Below are 17,009 nucleotides of genomic sequence, written 5' to 3' on the forward strand. Positions count from 1 at the left end.
ATCTCGACGTCAAGATATCACGGCGACGCCCTGTACCCAAAAAGCTTTCGTGAACACATTAAGATCTCGTAGAGGGCCGCAGGATGGCGACACACTCCACATGGTGAGTCATAGGAAACAGGTCGAAGGCGCGAATCTGACATGCTTCATAGCCCCGGGCAGCGAAATCCGCTAAATCCCTCGCCAGACTGGCCGGATCGCAGGCCACGTGGGCGATGGCGCGTGGCGCGAGATCCGCTACCCTCGCCACCACGGCGGCCCCGGCACCCCGGCGAGGCGGATCGAGGACGACCAGGTCAACCTCGGGCGGAAGCCGGCGCAGTGCCTTCGCCAGTGGCAACGCCAAGAACCGCCCTCGAGGCACATTGATACGAGCATTTGCAACGGCCTCCCGGTCCACGTCCACCCCAAAAACCTCAGCCCCAGCGTGGTCCAGTCCAGCGGCAAACAATCCGGAACCGCAATAGAGATCGAGCGCCAGATCACCCGATCTCGGCCTGAGTCCTGCCAAGACTGCGTCAAGCAGGGTCTCGGCCGCTTTGGGATGCACCTGCCAGAAACCGGAGACCGTCACATTGAAGGAAAACTTTCCTACTTTCTCGCGGATCTGAGATCGACCGACAAGGACTTTCCCATCGGCAAGCACGCTGACCCCGCTCGCCGAACGAACCACGCTGAGCGACTCGGTGCCTTCCGTGAGTTCGTTCAACTGTGCTGGGAGAGGGCCGGGAGCAGCCGCGAGGCATCCCGTCTCGGGGAGTGGCACCACCTCGTGGGATCGTCGCCCACGTAGCCCAACCCGACCTTTGCTGACCGCGTACCTCATCCGGGTACGCCAGTTGACCATCGGTTGAACAGCCTCCACCCGCCCGGTCCACGTGATCCCCGCCATTCGAGACAGCTGCTCCGCGACGACAGCCGTTTTGAGGTCAAGTTGAAGCTCAGGACTGGCATGCTGCCAATCACAGCCACCGCACTCCCCCGCGACCGGGCACGGAGGCTCAACCCTTCCAGAGGATGCCTCAAGAACTTGAACCACATGTCCTCGATCGAACCGCCTGCCCCTCTCAGTGATCTCGACTATCACTCTTTCTCCTGGCAGTCCGCCCGTGACGAAAATCACCTTGTCGTCGATCCGCCCGATGACAACTCCACCATGGGCGACTCGTCCAAGTTGAACCTCAGCTTTCATCTCGCACTCTGCCTGACCTCACGCTGCCGCGAACTCCTGAGCTGGTAGGGTACGGATATCACCATCACGCCACTCATGTAGTGCAACCTGGTGCGGATCAACAAGGTGGTCTGGTTGTGGAGCAGCCGTTCCCGCCAGTTTCCCACCACGTAGTCGGGAATGTAGACGGCCACGACATCCCGGGGATTCTCGGTACGAAGATCCGCCACATACCGGATGAAAGGTTGAGTGATCTCCCGGTAGGGGGATGCGATCACACGCAGCGGAATCCCAAAATCCTCCTTCCGCCACGCTTTCATGAGCTCGCGCGCCTCCTCGTCGTCAACGGAGATCGTCACTCCCATCAAAGAAGTCGCACGAGATGCCTTTGCGTAGGCGATGGCTTTCGCGGTGGGCAGGTTAACCTGCTGCACCAAAACCACCGCACGGACCCGGCTCGGCAATGCTCGGTCAGATTCAGGCCGGAGTGCCAGCTCATCCCTGACCTGGTCGTAGTGCCTTCGAATCAGAACCATCAGCAGGTACATCACTCCCATGGCAACCAGGGCGAGATAAGCGCCGTGGGCGAACTTGGAGATGAGCACGACAACGAGCACCACAGCAGTCATTCCCGCACCGAGGAGGTTGATCACGCGAGAACGTTTCATACGTCTCCGCTCACCCCGGTCCTTCTCGGCACGAAGCGCACGGTTCCAGTGCAATACCATTCCGATCTGCCCAACCGTGAAGGAAATGAAGACACCGACTACGTAGAGCTGGATCAGGGCAGTCACCGAAGCGTTGAAAACCCACACGAGAAGAATGGCTACCACTGCCAGCAGCACGATCCCGTTGGAATAGGCCAAACGGTCCCCTCGCGTGTGGAGCTGCCGAGGTAGGTAGCCATCCTTAGCAAGGATTGATGCCAGGCTCGGGAAACCATTGAAAGCAGTGTTCGCCGCCAAGAACAGGATCAACAAGGTGGCGATGATGACCACGTAGAACCCAGGAAGGAACCAATCGCCGAAGACTGCACGGGCAAGTTGCCCTGTCACGGTTACTGCAGCGGTATGGATGGTCGAACCATCGGGGGCCAGGTAGTGGGTTCCGGTCAGCTCGTCGATCAGGTGCACGTGGAGCAGGTTGGCCAATAGAACGATCCCGACGAGCATGGTCACCGCGATCAACCCGAGCATCCCGAGTACTGATGCGGCATTGCGGCTCTTGGGAGGGCGAAACGACGGCACACCGTTGGCGACTGCTTCCACACCAGTCAATGCTGCGCAGCCCGAAGAGAAGGCTCGGGTGATGATCGCGACCAGCACCCACCCAAAGGTGTGGTCAGTTCCTTGGGTGCCGATCACAGTCAGATCCGAGGTTTCGCTTCTCAACGGTTGCCCCAGGATCAGGACCCGGAAGAACCCTACAGCGAGCATCACGAGCATAGAGAACATGAAGACATAGGTTGGCCAGGCCAGGATTCCTCCGGAGTCCCTGACTCCCCGCAGATTCATCAGGGTCAGAACAACGATCACCCCGACTGCGATGGGCACCTCATAACCTCGTATCCCGGGAAGCATCGCCTTGGCGTTGAGCACACCGGCGGAAATCGAGACGGCGACCGTCAACACGTAGTCGACCAGCAAAGCCGAAGCAACGGTCAGTCCGGCGTACCTTCCCAGGTTGGCGGCGGCGACCTCGTAGTCTCCCCCACCGGTCGGATAGGCCTGAACGGTCTGCCGGTAGGACATCACAACCACAACGATCACGGCCCCGACCGCGAGCCCGATCTGCCACGAGAAGAGATATCCGGTCATGCCTGCCAAGGACAAGGTGATCAGGATCTCGTCGGGTGCATAGGCAACCGAGCTCAGGGCGTCGGAAGCAAACACGGGCAGCGCAAGACGCTTCGGGAGCAATGTCTCTCCCAGCTGGGCGCTCGCCAGGCGGCGACCGACGAACAAGCGCTTCAACGCCTGATAGATGTTCACGAGGCCCTACGGTAGACCTATCGCAGAGTGATTGCGATACCGTCGGATCGATTATCCGGGAGTCCCTGGAGCGGGAGGTAAACGCAGATGCACATTGTGATCATGGGTTGCGGTCGTGTTGGTTCCATGCTTGCGCGGGGCCTCGAGAAGCGAGGGCATTCGGTTGCGGTGATCGACGTCAACGTGGATTCGTTCCGGCGGCTTGGTTTTGATTTCCAAGGAATTACGGTCAGCGGTATCGGGTTCGACAGGGAGGTCCTGGAAGCTGCCGACATCCGTCATGCCGATGGTTTCGCCGCCGTTTCCAGTGGTGACAACTCGAACATCCTTGCAGCCAGGGTGGTTCGTGAACAGTATGGGGTGGACAATGTGGTGGCCCGCATCTACGACCAAGGCAGGGCCGCCGTCTATGAAAGATTGGGCATCCCCACCGTTGCCACCGTTCGCTGGACCGTGGGTCAAGTGATGCGCAGGTTGCTGCCAGAGGGCAGCGAGCCCGTGTGGCGCGACCCGTCGGGGACGGTTCGCCTGCTTCAGATCTACGTCCATTCGGGCTGGGTGGGTAGGCGTATCAGGGATATGTCTGCAGCGGCTCAGGCACCCATCCCGTTCGTCTCCCGTACGGGGCGCGGCATCGTCCCGGACTCCCAAACAGTATTCCAGGATGGGGATCTGATTTTCGTCGCCTGCGAGACCGAACGAACCGATGCTGTGGAGTCCTTGTTCGCCGCTCCCCCGACCCGCTCCTGAGATCTGTGAGGAATTACCATGCGAGTAGCCATCGCCGGAGCCGGCAACGTCGGCCGATCCATCGCACGTGAGCTGATCAGCAACGGTCATCAGGTTCTCCTGATCGAAAAAGATCCAGCAGCTATAAACCCCGACTCCGTGCCCGGGGCGGAGTGGTTCCAGGCGGACGCCTGTGAGCTCCAGAGTCTGGAGGAGGCGGAGCTGGAGAACTGTGATGTCGCGATCGCCGCCAGCGGTGACGACAAGGTGAATTTGGTACATTCCCTGCTCGCCAAGACAGAGTTCGGGGTGCCTCGGACGGTCGCACGAATCAATCATCCGGGCAACGAGTGGCTCTTCGACGAGGCCTGGGGAGTTGATGTCGCGGTTTCCACTCCGCGCATCATGTCTGCCTTGGTGGAGGAAGCAGTCGCAACCGGTGATTTGGTGAGGCTGTTCACCTTCACCAAGTCCACCACGAACCTTTCTGAGATCCGGTTGCCGCGACACAGTCCTTTCGTCGGTCGCCGAATCCGTGATCTGGAGCTACCCCGCGAGGTAGTCCTGGTGGCCATCATTCGCGACGGTATCCCACTGGTACCCGAACGTGACGGCGCCCTTGAGGCCATGGACGAGATGCTGTTCGTGGCCAGTCAGGACGCAGAGAGCGAACTCAGCTCGCTGTTCGCCCCACTCAACTGATCGGTGGTTTACCGTAGGGTCAGCTGAGGACCTCGAATTCAGGGTTATACATGACGCGCCCATTTTCACCGGGGGAGATCCGGCCCTGCACGACAAGGTTGCACCCGGGAGTGATGCAATCCAGACGACGGCGACCGGTCCAGTTCAATTCGATACTGCCCGTACCATCTGTCAGCAGAGCTTCCACACCGCCCATGTCGAGGCTGGTGACCCACCGGATGGTGCCCCGTATCTTCACCCTTGCGCGGTCACAACATTCGGCCAGTGGGCTGGCGCCACAGTCACGTGAACGCGCTTTGAGGTCCGCTGCCTCCAGCTCCTCAGCCGGGGAGAGGATCCGCCGCAGCCGACCCATGAGGCCGTGCCGCTCACTGGTCATTTCTGCTCCAGGTCCGGGATCGTCAAAGGAATGAGGCTGCCCGGAGCGGCTGGGGAAGTTCCCCTGCAGACCACGAGATTGCCGAAACACTCCAGAAGGGCGATGCTCACGTCCTCATCCTCCGGCTCGAGGGCAGCGCGTCCGAAGACGATCCCGCGGAGCACCCACCCGGGCCCCCCGACCAGCCACGTGCGGGAAACGTGCGTGCCACGCCTGCCTTGGGCATCGGTGACGGGTTGGCGACGGCGCAATTCGACACCGAACGGCCCTTCCAGGAGGGTGACCTCCCCACCCTCCTTCTCTGTGGCCGCCGTGATCTCCTCACGAATTTCCGCGAGCATCGAGGTCCGTCTCGGGCCAGCGAACAGTGCAACCTCCATGGCTGAAACCCCATCTCCTACCAGGAAGGACTGGACCTGTTGCCGAGGTTCATCCACCTGCAGCTGCAGCTGCATCTCCTCGAAGGGGGTGACAATGAGGGCCCCCAGATCTATCCGCTGGACGTCATCGCCCTCCAAATCCACTTCATCGATGTCGAAAGGCCCCTCGTCGCGGTCGAACTTTTCGTCGATCTCGGCCCACTTCTCCTCATCGGTCTTTTCCTCGACGATTTCCTCGTCGTCCTCGATCTCCTCGACCGTCTCCTCGTCAGCGGATCTCATACTGCTCCCTTGTGATTTCACTGTTGTCCGGTTGAACCATAACCGCCTTGACCGCGCTCCGTCGCGTCGAGTTCAGCGACCGGAGTGAACTGGGCGGAGATGAAAGGCACGATGACCAGCTGGGCAACTCGCTCTCCCGCTTGAAGTTCCACGGCCTTCGTCGTGTCAAGGTTGATCAGGCAGATACGGATCTCGCCACGATAACCGGAATCGATGATGCCGGGACTGTTCACGATCCCGAGACCTTGGCGCGCCGCGTGCCCGGAACGGGGCGTCACCATTCCCACTGTGCCCGAAGGAAGGGCGAGGCGCACCCCGGTGCCGACAAGTACTCGTTCTCCCGGCTGTAGAGTGACGGTCTCGGTGATGCGCAGGTCGGCGCCCGCGTCTCCGGCTCTGGCATAACGGGGCAGGAACTCAGCAGCAGCCCCAACCACAGGAATTTCGCACACCCGGCCAATCTAGCGCGGCTGCAGCCCAACCGGGAGCCGCGAGATAATGGGAGCCCTTGGAAACACCGAAAGGACCCTGCCATGGCAGTTGAGGAAAAGATTTTGTGGAAGATCTACGCAGGCGCACTCGGAGCGGCCACGACTCTTCTCACCCAGAAACTGATAACGAAAGCATGGGAAACTGCCACCGGCGACGTCCCTCCGGATCCGAACGACCCCGACACGCCACTGACCCAAGCACTCATCTGGGCCCTGTGCAGCGGGCTGGGAGTGGGCATGGCCCAACTCACGATGAATCGCTACATGCACCGCCGCTGGTTCTCGAACACTGGCCGCAAGAGCCCCGGCCAGCTGCGTAACAAGATGGATCTGTGAACTCGCTCAGACGCAGTCGACGCAATACTTGAGCTCACCCTTAGTCTCCGCCAGCTGGCTCTGAGACTTGACCAAGAAGCACGAAGCACAGGTAAATTCATTCGACTGCCGGGGCAGTACGCGTACCGTGAGCTCTTCATGAGAGAGATCGGCGCCCGGTAGTTCGAATGATTCCGCTGCCTCGACCTCGTCCTCGTCGACCTTGCCGGAATTCTTGTCATTGCGGCGCGTCTTGAGCTCCTCGAGTGAATCCTCACTCATCTCCTCGTCGCTCTTACGCGGTGCGTCGTAGTCGGTGGCCATGTCCGTGATCCCTCCTAGTCTCGCCGTCGGTTCGTCCCGAAATTGATCGGGGCTATGTGTACCACATCCTGAGCGTGGCGCAAGTCCCAGGTTCCGGCGGTGTCGGCTGGTAGGTTGTTCAACCAGACACACAGGGGAGTTTGCATGGACAGCGCACTGAGCCCGCGGGAGATCCAGTCCCGCATCCGTGGAGGGGCCACGCTCACTGAGGTGGCCACGGAAGCCGGAGTGGAACCGGAGCGGATCGAAGGGTTTGCCCTTCCCGTGCTGGCGGAACGCGAGCACATGACGAACACTGCCTTGGAGTGTGCGGTCAGACGCCGCGGAGATGGATCAGGCCATCGACGCCTTCAAGAACTGATCTCAACTCGTCTCCAGGCCCGAGGTATCGATTCGGAAGGCATCTCCTGGGATTCATGGCGGGAGCCCGACCGCAAGTGGAGACTGGTGGGCGTGCTGGCGAGCCACGAGCGCAGAGCAGAGTTCATCTTTGATCCCCGGGGTCGTTTCACCATTGCCGACAACCCGGATGCTCGATGGATGATCGGTGAGGAGATACCAGGCAGCAAGGATCCCGACAACGAGAACACCGTCGACTTCGACGACGAGTTCGCTCTGGTTCGTGCAACCACACAACCCATCTTGCCTCCGGCCCTCCCGGGAGATGATGTTCCCACCGACAGCTTCGATGAGGGACCCGCAACGTCCGAACTCGACGACCTCTATGACATGTTGAGCGGTGTGAGCGAGGACTCAGTACGGATCTACGTCGGTCTCGACGAAGATCCAGCGGAGGAAGCAGCTCAGGAAGGCGCAGAACATACCTCGCTCGAAGAAGACTTCGAGGAGACGGAGGTCATCGATGATTTCGCAGGAATACCTGAGGTAGACATCACCGAAACTGTCGAAACTTCCCTCATCGGGTCACCACAGGACTCACTGATCGATACCGAGGACACCTCTCCGCAACCCAGGTCACGGCATCGACGCAGAGCTCGTGTCCCGAGCTGGGACGAAATTATGTTCGGTGGCCCAGCCCACTGAATTCTTCCTGAGGTCGGGGATCCGTGTGCACTGTCACCAGCCGATCACTCCACTCTCCTAGCCGAAGGGGCCTGCATTGTCTGTCGTCCGCTACGCTTCTCGGCCACGTCGTCAAGGCCCTTTTCAATCCCCAAAAGGAAGAGGATCCTCCCCCAAGGTGGCACGAGCTCTGGTCGCTGTCATGCCTCGCCGGTGATGGGCCCTGCACAACACTTCATAGCGAATCTCTCCCGATCCGGTGTCACCCACCACCACCTGAGAGCCCTCCGTGACCATCAGACCATCAACGGTTCGGGCGTTGTGAGTTCCCTTTTCTCCACACCAGCACAGCGGTCCCATTGGAAGGGTTTCCACGCGGTCGGCCAGTTCTACCAACCGTTGTGATCCGGGAAACAACCTGGTTCTAAAGTCCGCGAGGATCCCGAAGGTATAGACATCGATCTGTAGTTCATCCACGATCCGGGCAAGCTGCTCCACCTGCTCTCCTGTGTAGAACTGCGCTTCGTCGCAGACGAGATAATCCACTCGTTTGCCTGCCACCAGCTGGGATATGACATGGGTCCAGAAGTCGAATCCCTCGTCAACCTCAGTGGCTGGCGCTTCGAGCCCCAGCCGGGAGGAGACACGCGCCGCGCCCGAACGGTCCTGGGACGTGAAGATCCGTCCCTGTCTGCCGTGCGTGGACTGGGTGTGGTCGAACTGCAGGGCAAGGGTCGATTTTCCGCAGTACATAGGGCCAGTGTGAAAAACAAGTTCAGGCACTCATGGCTCCGATCAGTTCCTCGTAAATGGAAACATATGCCTCGGCGGTATGCCGCGGGGTGAGTTCTTCGAGCAGGCCCCGGGAAGCGGAACGCATCGCGGCGCGCCGCCCGGGATCGGCGAGTCTCCTCATCCCGGCTGCCAACGATGTGATGTCCGGTTCGGTCAGGAGCGCAGATTCTGGTGAGGTTGCCACGGTCAGGCGGTCGTCACAGTAGAGGATCGGAAGTCCCGCTGCCACAGCCTCGGAGAGCACTAGCGCCTGGGAGTCGAACCGATGACTCGTCAACACGAACACATCAGAGTTCACCAGTTCGTAGGCAATCGCATCGAGGGAACGCAGATGGCCCCGGAAATCAATGTTTCCGGCGCCCGCAGCCAACATCCTGAGTAGCGGACGCTGGTCACCGTCCCCGACGATCACCAGTTCTGAGTCCGGTATGTCGGCATGCCGGAAGGCCCGGACCAGAACGTCCAAGCGTTTCTCCTTCGCCAGCCGCCCAACGGTCGTGAACCGCACCGTCTCATCAGAGCGTTCCCTGCGGGCGTGGGAGATGGCTTCCAACATGCCACGGCCAACGCCGGTGGGGACCACGTATCCGGGAATCTGGTGGGTGGCGGCGGTCTCGACCAGCTCCTTCATGAAGGGGCTGGGGACGGTCCAAGCATCAACCTTGCCTGCGATATCAGCAAAGGATGCCCAATCCATTCGGGCGGCCAGCCCACCTGGTTCCTGGGCTCGGGACACCAGTCGGGAGCGGCTGGAAGCCCGTCCTGCTGCCCTGGTCAACAACGGGTTGATGAGGAACTGGTAGAGCCAGGTACCAAAGATCGCTGCCTTGACGGTCTGGTGCGTGCCTGCGACGTTGGCATGGAAGGTGTGGAGATGCGGGATGCCCTGGAGCCTCGCGATCCTGGCTCCCAAGATCAAAGCCCCTCGTTCGGTTTGCGTGTGCACCACGTCAAAGCGTGCGCACTTCGTAATCAGCCGGGCGCGGCGTTCCGAGTTGTGCAGGATGCTCAGGTGTGCGGGAAGCCCCTCGACATAGATGGTCGGGCACTCGATAACTCGACAGTTCCGAGGTTTCTCCAGGTGTCGGTCAGGGGCTATGAGGCTCACCCGGTGCCCCAGGTCCGTGAGTTCCTGGATCTGAGTCTCGACAGAACGACCGATCCCGCCGGAAGAGGGAAAAAAATCGTCTATCAGCAGCGCTATGTGCATCATTTCGGTCCGAATGCGAAAAGCGGTACATACATCTCGGCGGCAGTAAGGGAACCATGCTGGCCCCGGAGCCCGAACTCCTTCGGAAGGTTCCGGGTATGAATGGCCCAGTCGTCATGCATGACGACCAGCACATCACCGATTCGAGAACGAACCCGGTCGGTCACATCACCGAGCCAGCCCGCATCGATCGCGTCATCGCGCAGCCACACCTCGGCTCGTTCCCCCAGCTCCGAGGCCCAGATACTGGCAAGCTGCTCGGGTTGCCGGTTGTAGAGCTGTCGGAGCCTAGGTTCACCTCCCACCCGCCAGACCCCCATCAAATCCGGGTGATTCTCGATCGTGATCCGGTGTTGCTCAGGAACGTCAACCATGCCGTGGTCACCCGTGACTAGCAGGCACGTGTCATCCGGGAGGTTTTCCAACAGGCCCGTGACGAGCTCCTCCGCCCGGGCCAGGGAATCCAGCCACTGCCAGCTTCCCACCCCGTGTGCGTGCCCGCTGTGGTCGAGGCCGCGTTCGTAGGCGTAGACCACCTCGTGGTCGCGCAGGGCCCCTATGACCAGCCCGATGAATGCCCGATGGTCGCCTTCCACATCCACCCCGATGTGTTCAGTTCCACCGAAAGCCAACCTCTGGAGTCCGCTGCCCTTGAACCGGGCGAGACTGACGCAGCCACTGGTGAACCCCCAGGAACGCATCCGTTGGTAGAGAGTTGGCGTGCAGACAAAATTCTCGATGTCGACGGGGCCGCCCGCCCACGTCAGGGCGTTCACCACACAGCTGCGATCGGGATCGAGAAAGGAGTAGCCAACCACCCCATGGCTGCCGGGAGCAGAACCGCACCCGAGACTGGTCAGGGATGTTGCGGTGGTCGAGGGCACCGCGCATGTCAGGCGTGTGGCTTCTCCCAATCTCGGGGCGAACAAGCCACTGTCGTGGCTGTGCTCGGCTATGGGGTACCAACCGAGGCCGTCGACCAGCAGAATGACGTATCGCGCTGCCCTCGGCACGTCGAGCAGCGGGGTCTCCCCCAGTAACCGGGACGCGACGCTGGGCAGCAGATTACTCAGGCAGGCCCCCCCGTAGTCGGGCAGCACGAACTCGTTCATCCGACGTGCTCCTGCAGCAGGGAGCCAAATGCCATGAGCTTGTCGACGCTCTGCCATCCGTCACCCGCAGGGCTCATTCGGACGGTCAGATCGTTCGGAACCGACATTCCGGTCCATCCATGGTCGGCCTCACACTGCGGGTCTTCACATGTTGCGGGACCGATGTCAAGGCGAGAAGCAGCTCCCCACGCCAGGGTGAGCCAGGCTTCGACGAGCTGCGATCCGTTGGAAGGGTATTTCTCCGGGTGATGCACGGAGCGGGTCACCACGACAGAGTGGATGGCTCTAAGAGCCACCGCCTCAGCGCTGGTTATGGCGCGATCCGGATAGCCGGCATCCTGTTCATCGGTGTGGCTGATAATCAGCCGCCTGTCCGTGAGCACAAGCGCCGTGAGGTGCCGCTGTAAGTCACCCGTCGCGAAGCTGGCCTCGTGGTGAACGAGATAACCGAGCATGCTCTGCTGTCCCAATGCCCCGGAGATGCTCGCCCAGACAAGTTCGGGGAAGAACCGGCAGTCCTCCACCTCTTTCTTGAGTGCAGCGGCTATGGAGGCCTCGGGGGACAGCTGAATCACCCGGCCATTCTTCCACTAAATTGAGACACCATGAAGTCTCGGCCCTTCTTCGCTGCCCGCATCGAGGATCACCTGAACCGAGTGCTGAATAGTTTCCTGCTACGCCGCGGCTGGCAGGAATGCATCACCTCGTACACCGGTTTCGGCACCACCAAGCAGGTTCGTGTCCTCGCGCGGGTCGTGCTGCGTCCTCCGAAGGATGCAGGGATCGTGCAGGCAGCGACAGACCTGCTGCACCGTCGCGGATGGCGTAATTTCATCGCCGCCGCGAAGGTGACTTCCAGGGCCGAGGTCATCATCGGGGATCTCAGAGTCCCGGTTCAGGCCGACCGGGGTGGCTATATCGACGTCCGGATCCGCGACCACGGTCTACCTGTCGGATGGCATCAGGTACTCATCGAGGGTGCCGGTGGTGCCTCCAACTGGGCCCCAGTCCATGTGATCGACGAGGACCAGACCTTTGGGATCGTCTCGGACATTGACGACACTATCTTGTCCACGTGGCTTCCCCGCCCCATGGTCGCGGCCTGGAATTCCCTGGTGCTGACCGAGCAAGCCAGACAGGCGGTCCCGGGCATGTCGCGTCTGTTCCAACAGCTGATCGCCGCCCACCCGGGGGCGCCGCTCATCTTCGTTTCGACGGGAGCTTGGAACACCTATCCCATGGTCACACGTTTCCTCAAGCGCCACGGTTTCCCACGTGGCGCGCTGCTACTGACCGACTGGGGACCGACCAACACCGGGTGGTTCCGCAGCGGGGCTCATCACAAACGCACCTGTCTGCGGGAACTGGCCCGGGACCTCCCCAACATCCGCTGGCTTCTGGTCGGCGACGACGGTCAGCACGACCCCGACCTGTACGCCGAGTTCGCAAGTCTCCAACCGGACCATGTCGCGGCCCGCGCGATCCGTCAGCTCACCCCCGGAGAACACGCCTTGGCTCACGGAACCCTGACCGAGACCCCCGACATTTGGGAGTGGACCCCGGATCTAGCCCCGGAGGTCCGTGCCTCTGACGGGGATGGACTTGCCGATAAGCTACGCCCGTTGATCCGGCTCGAGGAGATCTGAAGCAGCCCATGACCGATACCACAGAGGAGTTCGAGGAACACATCCTGGACGTCGATGTCACCGAGGAGATGGAGTCCAGTTTCCTCGAGTACGCCTATTCCGTCATCTATGCCCGTGCTTTGCCGGATGCCCGCGATGGCCTGAAACCTGTCCAGCGACGCATCTTGTTCTCGATGGATGAGATGGGTGTCAAACCTGAGAAGGGGCACGTGAAGTGCGCCCGCGTGGTTGGTCAGGTGATGGGCGTGCTGCATCCGCACGGTGACAGTGCCATCTATGACGCTCTGGTGCGCATGGCACAGCCGTGGGCAATGCGACTTCCTCTGGTCGATGGTCACGGAAACTTCGGCTCACTCGATGCAGGACCGGCCGCGATGCGCTACACCGAATGCCGGATGGCCCATCCCGCGGTGGCGATGACTGCGGGCTTGGACGAGGACGTCGTCGATTTCAGGCCGAACTACGATGGCAAGGACACCGAGCCCGATGTGCTGCCTGCCGCTCTGCCGAACCTCCTGGTCAACGGCGCCTCGGGGATCGCGGTGGGAATGGCCACCAACATCGCCCCACACAACCTCCGGGAAGTGGTTTCCGCATTGAAGGCGTTGCTGGGGGACCGGGATATCTCCTTGGAGGAGTTGATGCGGCACCTGCCCGGCCCCGACTTTCCCAGCGGGGGAAGGATAATCGGTCTCGACGGCATCCGTGACGCCTATGCCACCGGGCGTGGCTCCTTCAAGGTTCGCGCCAGGGCCAGCATCGAGCGGGTTTCGGCGCGCCGACGAGGGATCGTCATCACCGAACTGCCCTACCTGGTTGGTCCGGAAAGGATCATCGAGCAGATCAAGAAGGGCATCGATTCGCGAAAGCTGGTCGGCATCGCCGGGGTGAAGGACCTGACTGACCTGGCCAACGGCACCAGGCTGGTGGTGGAGGTCAAGAACGGCATCAATCCCGAGGCCTTGTTGGAGCAGCTCTACCGGGTGACGAAGCTGGAGGACACCTTCGCGATCAACGCGGTGGCGCTGGTGGAGGGCCAGCCACGGACCCTCACCTTGAAGCAAATGTTGGAGGTCTACCTGGAGCACCGGCTCCACGTGACGATCCGCCGCACCCAGCACCGCCTCGGCAAGGCTCAGGAACGGCTGCACCTGGTCGCAGGGTTGCTGCTGGCCATCGTCGACATCGACGAGGTCATAGCAATCGTTCGCTCCAGTGAGAACGCTACCGAAGCCCGCACTCGGTTGATGGGTGCATTCGACCTGGACGAGGTGCAGGCAAACCACATCCTGGATATGCAGCTGCGCCGTCTGACGAAGTACTCCACGCTGGAGTTGAAAGCTGAGGCCGACGAACTGGCTGCCCGCATCGAGGAGTTGCAGCGCATCCTCGACGATGACACAGTCTTGAACACCTTGGTGGCATCGGAGCTGGACGAGATGGCTGAGCGGTTCGGAACCCCCCGCAGGACGGTGTTGCTGGCTTCCGACGGCGTGGTCAGGTCGGCGGCTCCCCTGGAGGTTGCCGACGAGCCATGCTGGGTGCTGTTGTCGACGACGGGACGCGCGGCCCGCACCGACTCTGCCGCTCCCTTGCCCGTGACGGGTCCCAGGGCCGCCCACGACGTGATCGCTGCCGCGATCAAGGTCACCTCTCGCGCCGAGTTCGGGGTGCTTACCAACACGGGACGCCTGCTGCGAGCCAAGGCCATCGAGCTTCCTACCGTGCCGCTGACCGCCACTGCCCCGAACCTGCAAGGCGGTTCCGCCGCGCGGGAGTTGTGGCCTCTGGAGCAGGGGGAACGGGTGGTCGGTCTGACCTCCCTCGACCCCGGGGGGCCTGGACTGGCTCTGGGGACGCTCCGAGGCGTGGTCAAACGGGTCAACCCCGAGGTGATCGGGAAGGATTCGTGGGACGTGATCCGCCTCGAGGACGGCGATGAAGTCGTAGGGGCGGTGGAACTGGCCTCCCCGAACTTGGCGTTCATCACCTCGGATGCGCAGCTGCTGCACTTCTCCGCTGACTTGGTGCGTCCGCAGGGGCGTCTGGGCGGAGGTGTCGCCGGAGTGAAGCTTTCAGCAGAGGCGAAGGTGTTGTTCTTCGGTGGGGTCGATCCCGCAACGGATCTCGTGGTCACAATCGCGGGGGCGCCGGATTCGTTGTTCGGACATACCGCAGGCGGCGCCAAGGTCACCCCGCTGGCCGAGTATCCGACAAAGGGCCGGGCCACCGGTGGAGTCAGGTGCCAACGTTTCCTGAAGGGGGAAACAGCCCTCATCGCCGCTGCCATCGGCGGGTTTGTGACCGCTGCTACCGCAGATGGAACGCCGGTTGCCCTACCGGAGCCCACACCGAAACGTGACGGCTCTGGTGTTCCCTTGAAGGGGGTTGTCGAGATGCTCGGGGCCCGGTGCCTCCCAGAAGTGGTTGAGTTGATCCCATGAGTTTCGACGACCTGCTCTCCGCCAACCGCAGCTACGCAGAGAATTTCTCCCGGCAGGGAGCCGACGGCATCGCCCACGCGGGAGTGGCAATCGTCACCTGCATGGATTCACGCATCGATCCGTTGCCCATGGTCGGTCTCGGTCCTGGTGACGCCAAGATCCTCCGCTCCCCCGGCGGCTGGGTGGCGCCCTGGACCATGACGGGTCTGGTGCTGGCGGTCCAGCTGCTCCACGTCGACCGGATCATGCTCATCCCCCACACCCGCTGCGCCATGGCGGGAACTGACGAGGCGCTGCACCAGTCGATCGCGGAACGCAACGGCATGGACGCCACCTGGTTGAGTTTCGGTGCCAGCCCGGACCAGATGAACCGTTTGAAACAGGACGTCTCCGCCGTGCTGGCTCATCCCCTGATAAAGAACCAGGCCAAGGTCGGGGGATTCATGTACGACGTGGACACTGGTCTGCTGGAGCAGATCCTCTGAAAGCCTCACCGCCCGTTGCGTTGTGACAACCCGAGAAGGGATGTGGGGGCCATGTCGAGACCGACGTCCACAAATGAACTGATTCGCCTCGCTGCCACACGATTCGAAAAACTGTGCACTCTATGCGATTCGATGAGCACACACGAGCGCGCCATTTCGTTCGATTTCAGCAACGAGGCCAACAGGAAAGAGGCTCATTGGCAGCGTGACAAGAACGTTCGAGACGTCCTAGCGCACCTGTACGAATGGCACCAGCTCCTGTTGACCTGGGTGAAAGACAACAGGAGCGGACTGTCACGGCCATTCCTGCCCTCACCTCACACCTGGAGGACGTACAGGGGGTCGGCAAAGTCGGTTTAGGTGGTTGTTTGGGTGAGTAGCTTGATGGCGCGTTTTGGTTGTCGTGATAGGGACCTGGTGGTTGAGGCGATGGCGGCTTGGACGCCGTAGGCCAGTCGGATGAGGCTGATGGCCAGGTTGCGCAGGGCGGCCATGATCTCGGGGCCGTTAGCGGTGCGCAGCTGGTGGTGGTCCTCGTCGAAGACCATGTCTCTGACCCAGTGGAGCCGGTTCTCGATTCCCCAGTGCCCTTGGATCCAGGCGGTGACGGTCTCGGGCTGGGCATCAGTCATGGGTAGAGAGCAGACCAGGTAGACCACCTCCACAGTCGTCGTCTTGGCGCTACCGCTGCTGTTCTTGCCTGTGTTCCTGCGATTCTTGGTGGTTCGGGTGCGCCGGACCTGGATCACCTGAGCCGCCCCGGGGAAGTCCACCCAGGCGGGAGCCTCGACCGCTTTGACGGTACGCCGCACCCGCCGCCCACGCGAAGTGTCAACGCTTGAGATTGACGGAACGTTCTTCCAGGGCAGCTTCTTGAGCGTCCTACGTACACCGGGCTGGTTGTTCTTGACAGTGAGAAGATAGTGACCACCCTGATCGTGGATCCAGTGAGCGGTGTCTACCTGGGTGTGCATGGCGTCGGCGGTGACCACCGCCCCGTCCAGGTCCAACGGTTCGAGAAGCTCCCTGAGCGCCGGGATCTCGTTGGTCTTGTCCGCCACCCGCGCCTGGGTCAGGACCGTGCCGGTGGCGTGATCCAGGGCTGAGAGGAGATGAGGCGCCGGGTCCTTGCTGGTACGGGCCCCACGCATGGTCTTGCCGTCCACCGCGATCACCCTTCGACCGGCGACGGTGCCGGTACGTGTACAGAACCAGGACCTCAAATGGGTGTTGAGGTCTGCGGGGTCCAGGTCCTGGAGCACCCTGCGGATGGTGGACTCCGACGGCAGGGCCTGGCCCGCCTCCAGGCCCAGGGCCTCCAGGTCGGTGGCGGTCAGATCGGTGGTGTGCTCCCATATCGCCGTCAGGCTGCGACACCCGGCCATCACTCCGGTCACGGCCAGTGACAGCACCGTGAACAGGCTGTGGCGTACTCCCCGCCGATCACGCGGGTCGTCCACGTTCTTAAGAACCTCGACCAGGGGCTGGCGTGACAGAACGGTCGTGGTGGAAGATGACATCAGCGCGGGC

At 61.7% G+C, this 17,009-nt stretch carries 19 protein-coding genes; 8 read left to right on the forward strand and 11 right to left on the reverse strand.

Annotated features, from left to right (window positions below; all coding sequences use genetic code 11):
• Positions 1-58: 58 nt before the first annotated feature.
• Positions 59-1,192, reverse strand: coding sequence for a class I SAM-dependent RNA methyltransferase (locus V7R84_RS02200; protein WP_338571598.1), 1,134 nt, complete (start codon positions 1,190-1,192; stop codon positions 59-61).
• Positions 1,189-3,162 (reverse strand): APC family permease, encoded by a 1,974-nt coding sequence (locus V7R84_RS02205; RefSeq protein WP_338571601.1) that lies wholly within the window; start codon positions 3,160-3,162, stop codon positions 1,189-1,191. The genes V7R84_RS02200 and V7R84_RS02205 overlap by 4 nt, the downstream gene beginning before the upstream one ends.
• Positions 3,163-3,249: 87 nt before the next feature.
• Between V7R84_RS02205 and V7R84_RS02210 the strand changes: the two genes are divergently transcribed.
• Both V7R84_RS02210 and V7R84_RS02215 read left to right on the forward strand, forming a co-directional pair.
• Positions 3,250-3,912, forward strand: a complete 663-nt coding sequence (locus V7R84_RS02210) for a TrkA family potassium uptake protein (RefSeq protein ID WP_338571604.1) — start codon at positions 3,250-3,252, stop codon at positions 3,910-3,912.
• 18 nt (positions 3,913-3,930) lie between these two features.
• Entirely contained in the window at positions 3,931-4,593 is a 663-nt protein-coding gene (locus V7R84_RS02215; protein ID WP_338571606.1) for a TrkA family potassium uptake protein, read from the forward strand.
• Positions 4,594-4,612: 19 nt separating this feature from the next.
• On the opposite strand, the gene V7R84_RS02220 is transcribed toward V7R84_RS02215, so the two are convergent.
• Genes V7R84_RS02220 through dut form a run of 3 tightly spaced genes read right to left on the reverse strand, consistent with a single transcriptional unit; the run spans position 4,613 to position 6,086 of the window.
• The gene (locus tag V7R84_RS02220) at positions 4,613-4,972 is read right to left on the reverse strand and encodes an OB-fold nucleic acid binding domain-containing protein (RefSeq protein WP_338571609.1); all 360 of its coding nucleotides are present in this window, start codon (positions 4,970-4,972) and stop codon (positions 4,613-4,615) included.
• A complete protein-coding gene (locus V7R84_RS02225; RefSeq protein ID WP_338571612.1) occupies positions 4,969-5,634 on the reverse strand; it encodes a DUF3710 domain-containing protein in 666 nt (221 codons plus the stop codon). The genes V7R84_RS02220 and V7R84_RS02225 overlap by 4 nt, the downstream gene beginning before the upstream one ends.
• Before the next feature lie 17 nt (positions 5,635-5,651).
• Positions 5,652-6,086 carry a dUTP diphosphatase gene (dut, locus tag V7R84_RS02230; protein WP_338571615.1) on the reverse strand — a complete coding sequence of 145 codons (435 nt, stop codon included), beginning with the start codon at positions 6,084-6,086 and terminating at the stop codon, positions 5,652-5,654.
• Between the two features lie 81 nt (positions 6,087-6,167).
• Between dut and V7R84_RS02235 the strand changes: the two genes are divergently transcribed.
• Positions 6,168-6,461, forward strand: a complete 294-nt coding sequence (locus V7R84_RS02235) for a DUF4235 domain-containing protein (protein ID WP_338571617.1) — start codon at positions 6,168-6,170, stop codon at positions 6,459-6,461.
• 6 nt (positions 6,462-6,467) lie between these two features.
• Here V7R84_RS02235 and V7R84_RS02240 read toward each other — a convergent pair whose 3' ends face one another.
• Complete coding sequence (locus V7R84_RS02240) at positions 6,468-6,764, reverse strand: DUF4193 domain-containing protein (protein WP_338571620.1); 297 nt, start codon at positions 6,762-6,764, stop codon at positions 6,468-6,470.
• Positions 6,765-6,863: 99 nt separating this feature from the next.
• Between V7R84_RS02240 and sepH the strand changes: the two genes are divergently transcribed.
• Positions 6,864-7,808 carry a septation protein SepH gene (gene sepH / locus V7R84_RS02245; protein ID WP_338571621.1) on the forward strand — a complete coding sequence of 315 codons (945 nt, stop codon included), beginning with the start codon at positions 6,864-6,866 and terminating at the stop codon, positions 7,806-7,808.
• A gap of 123 nt (positions 7,809-7,931) precedes the next feature.
• Here the strand turns inward: sepH and V7R84_RS02250 are convergent, their stop codons facing one another.
• From V7R84_RS02250 to V7R84_RS02265, 4 genes are read right to left on the reverse strand one after another with little or no spacing between them, the layout of a single operon-like run.
• On the reverse strand, positions 7,932-8,570 hold the full coding sequence (locus V7R84_RS02250; protein ID WP_338571623.1) for a thymidine kinase: 639 nt from the start codon (positions 8,568-8,570) through the stop codon (positions 7,932-7,934).
• Entirely contained in the window at positions 8,563-9,795 is a 1,233-nt protein-coding gene (locus V7R84_RS02255) for a glycosyltransferase (protein ID WP_338571625.1), read from the reverse strand. The genes V7R84_RS02250 and V7R84_RS02255 overlap by 8 nt, the downstream gene beginning before the upstream one ends.
• Positions 9,792-10,904 (reverse strand): alkaline phosphatase family protein, encoded by a 1,113-nt coding sequence (locus V7R84_RS02260; RefSeq protein ID WP_338571626.1) that lies wholly within the window; start codon positions 10,902-10,904, stop codon positions 9,792-9,794. The genes V7R84_RS02255 and V7R84_RS02260 overlap by 4 nt, the downstream gene beginning before the upstream one ends.
• Positions 10,901-11,479: a DUF5998 family protein gene (locus V7R84_RS02265; RefSeq protein WP_338571627.1), complete on the reverse strand. Its 579-nt coding sequence runs from the start codon at positions 11,477-11,479 to the stop codon at positions 10,901-10,903. Before V7R84_RS02265 ends, V7R84_RS02260 begins: the two co-directional genes overlap by 4 nt.
• Positions 11,480-11,509: 30 nt before the next feature.
• Between V7R84_RS02265 and V7R84_RS02270 the strand changes: the two genes are divergently transcribed.
• The 4 genes from V7R84_RS02270 to V7R84_RS15385 are packed head-to-tail and all read left to right on the forward strand — an operon-like array spanning position 11,510 to position 15,839.
• Positions 11,510-12,550, forward strand: a complete 1,041-nt coding sequence (locus V7R84_RS02270; protein WP_338571629.1) for an App1 family protein — start codon at positions 11,510-11,512, stop codon at positions 12,548-12,550.
• 8 nt (positions 12,551-12,558) lie between these two features.
• Complete coding sequence (locus V7R84_RS02275) at positions 12,559-14,994, forward strand: DNA topoisomerase IV subunit A (protein WP_338571632.1); 2,436 nt, start codon at positions 12,559-12,561, stop codon at positions 14,992-14,994.
• Complete coding sequence (locus tag V7R84_RS02280) at positions 14,991-15,479, forward strand: carbonic anhydrase (protein WP_338571635.1); 489 nt, start codon at positions 14,991-14,993, stop codon at positions 15,477-15,479. Before V7R84_RS02275 ends, V7R84_RS02280 begins: the two co-directional genes overlap by 4 nt.
• 51 nt (positions 15,480-15,530) lie before the next feature.
• Positions 15,531-15,839 carry a ClbS/DfsB family four-helix bundle protein gene (locus V7R84_RS15385; RefSeq protein WP_412728076.1) on the forward strand — a complete coding sequence of 103 codons (309 nt, stop codon included), beginning with the start codon at positions 15,531-15,533 and terminating at the stop codon, positions 15,837-15,839.
• On the opposite strand, the gene V7R84_RS02285 is transcribed toward V7R84_RS15385, so the two are convergent.
• Positions 15,836-16,999, reverse strand: coding sequence for an ISAs1 family transposase (locus V7R84_RS02285; RefSeq protein WP_338571637.1), 1,164 nt, complete (start codon positions 16,997-16,999; stop codon positions 15,836-15,838). The genes V7R84_RS15385 and V7R84_RS02285 overlap by 4 nt on opposite strands.
• Positions 17,000-17,009: the final 10 nt, after the last annotated feature.

This window comes from Arachnia propionica, assembly GCF_037055325.1.
Classification (GTDB): domain Bacteria; phylum Actinomycetota; class Actinomycetes; order Propionibacteriales; family Propionibacteriaceae; genus Arachnia.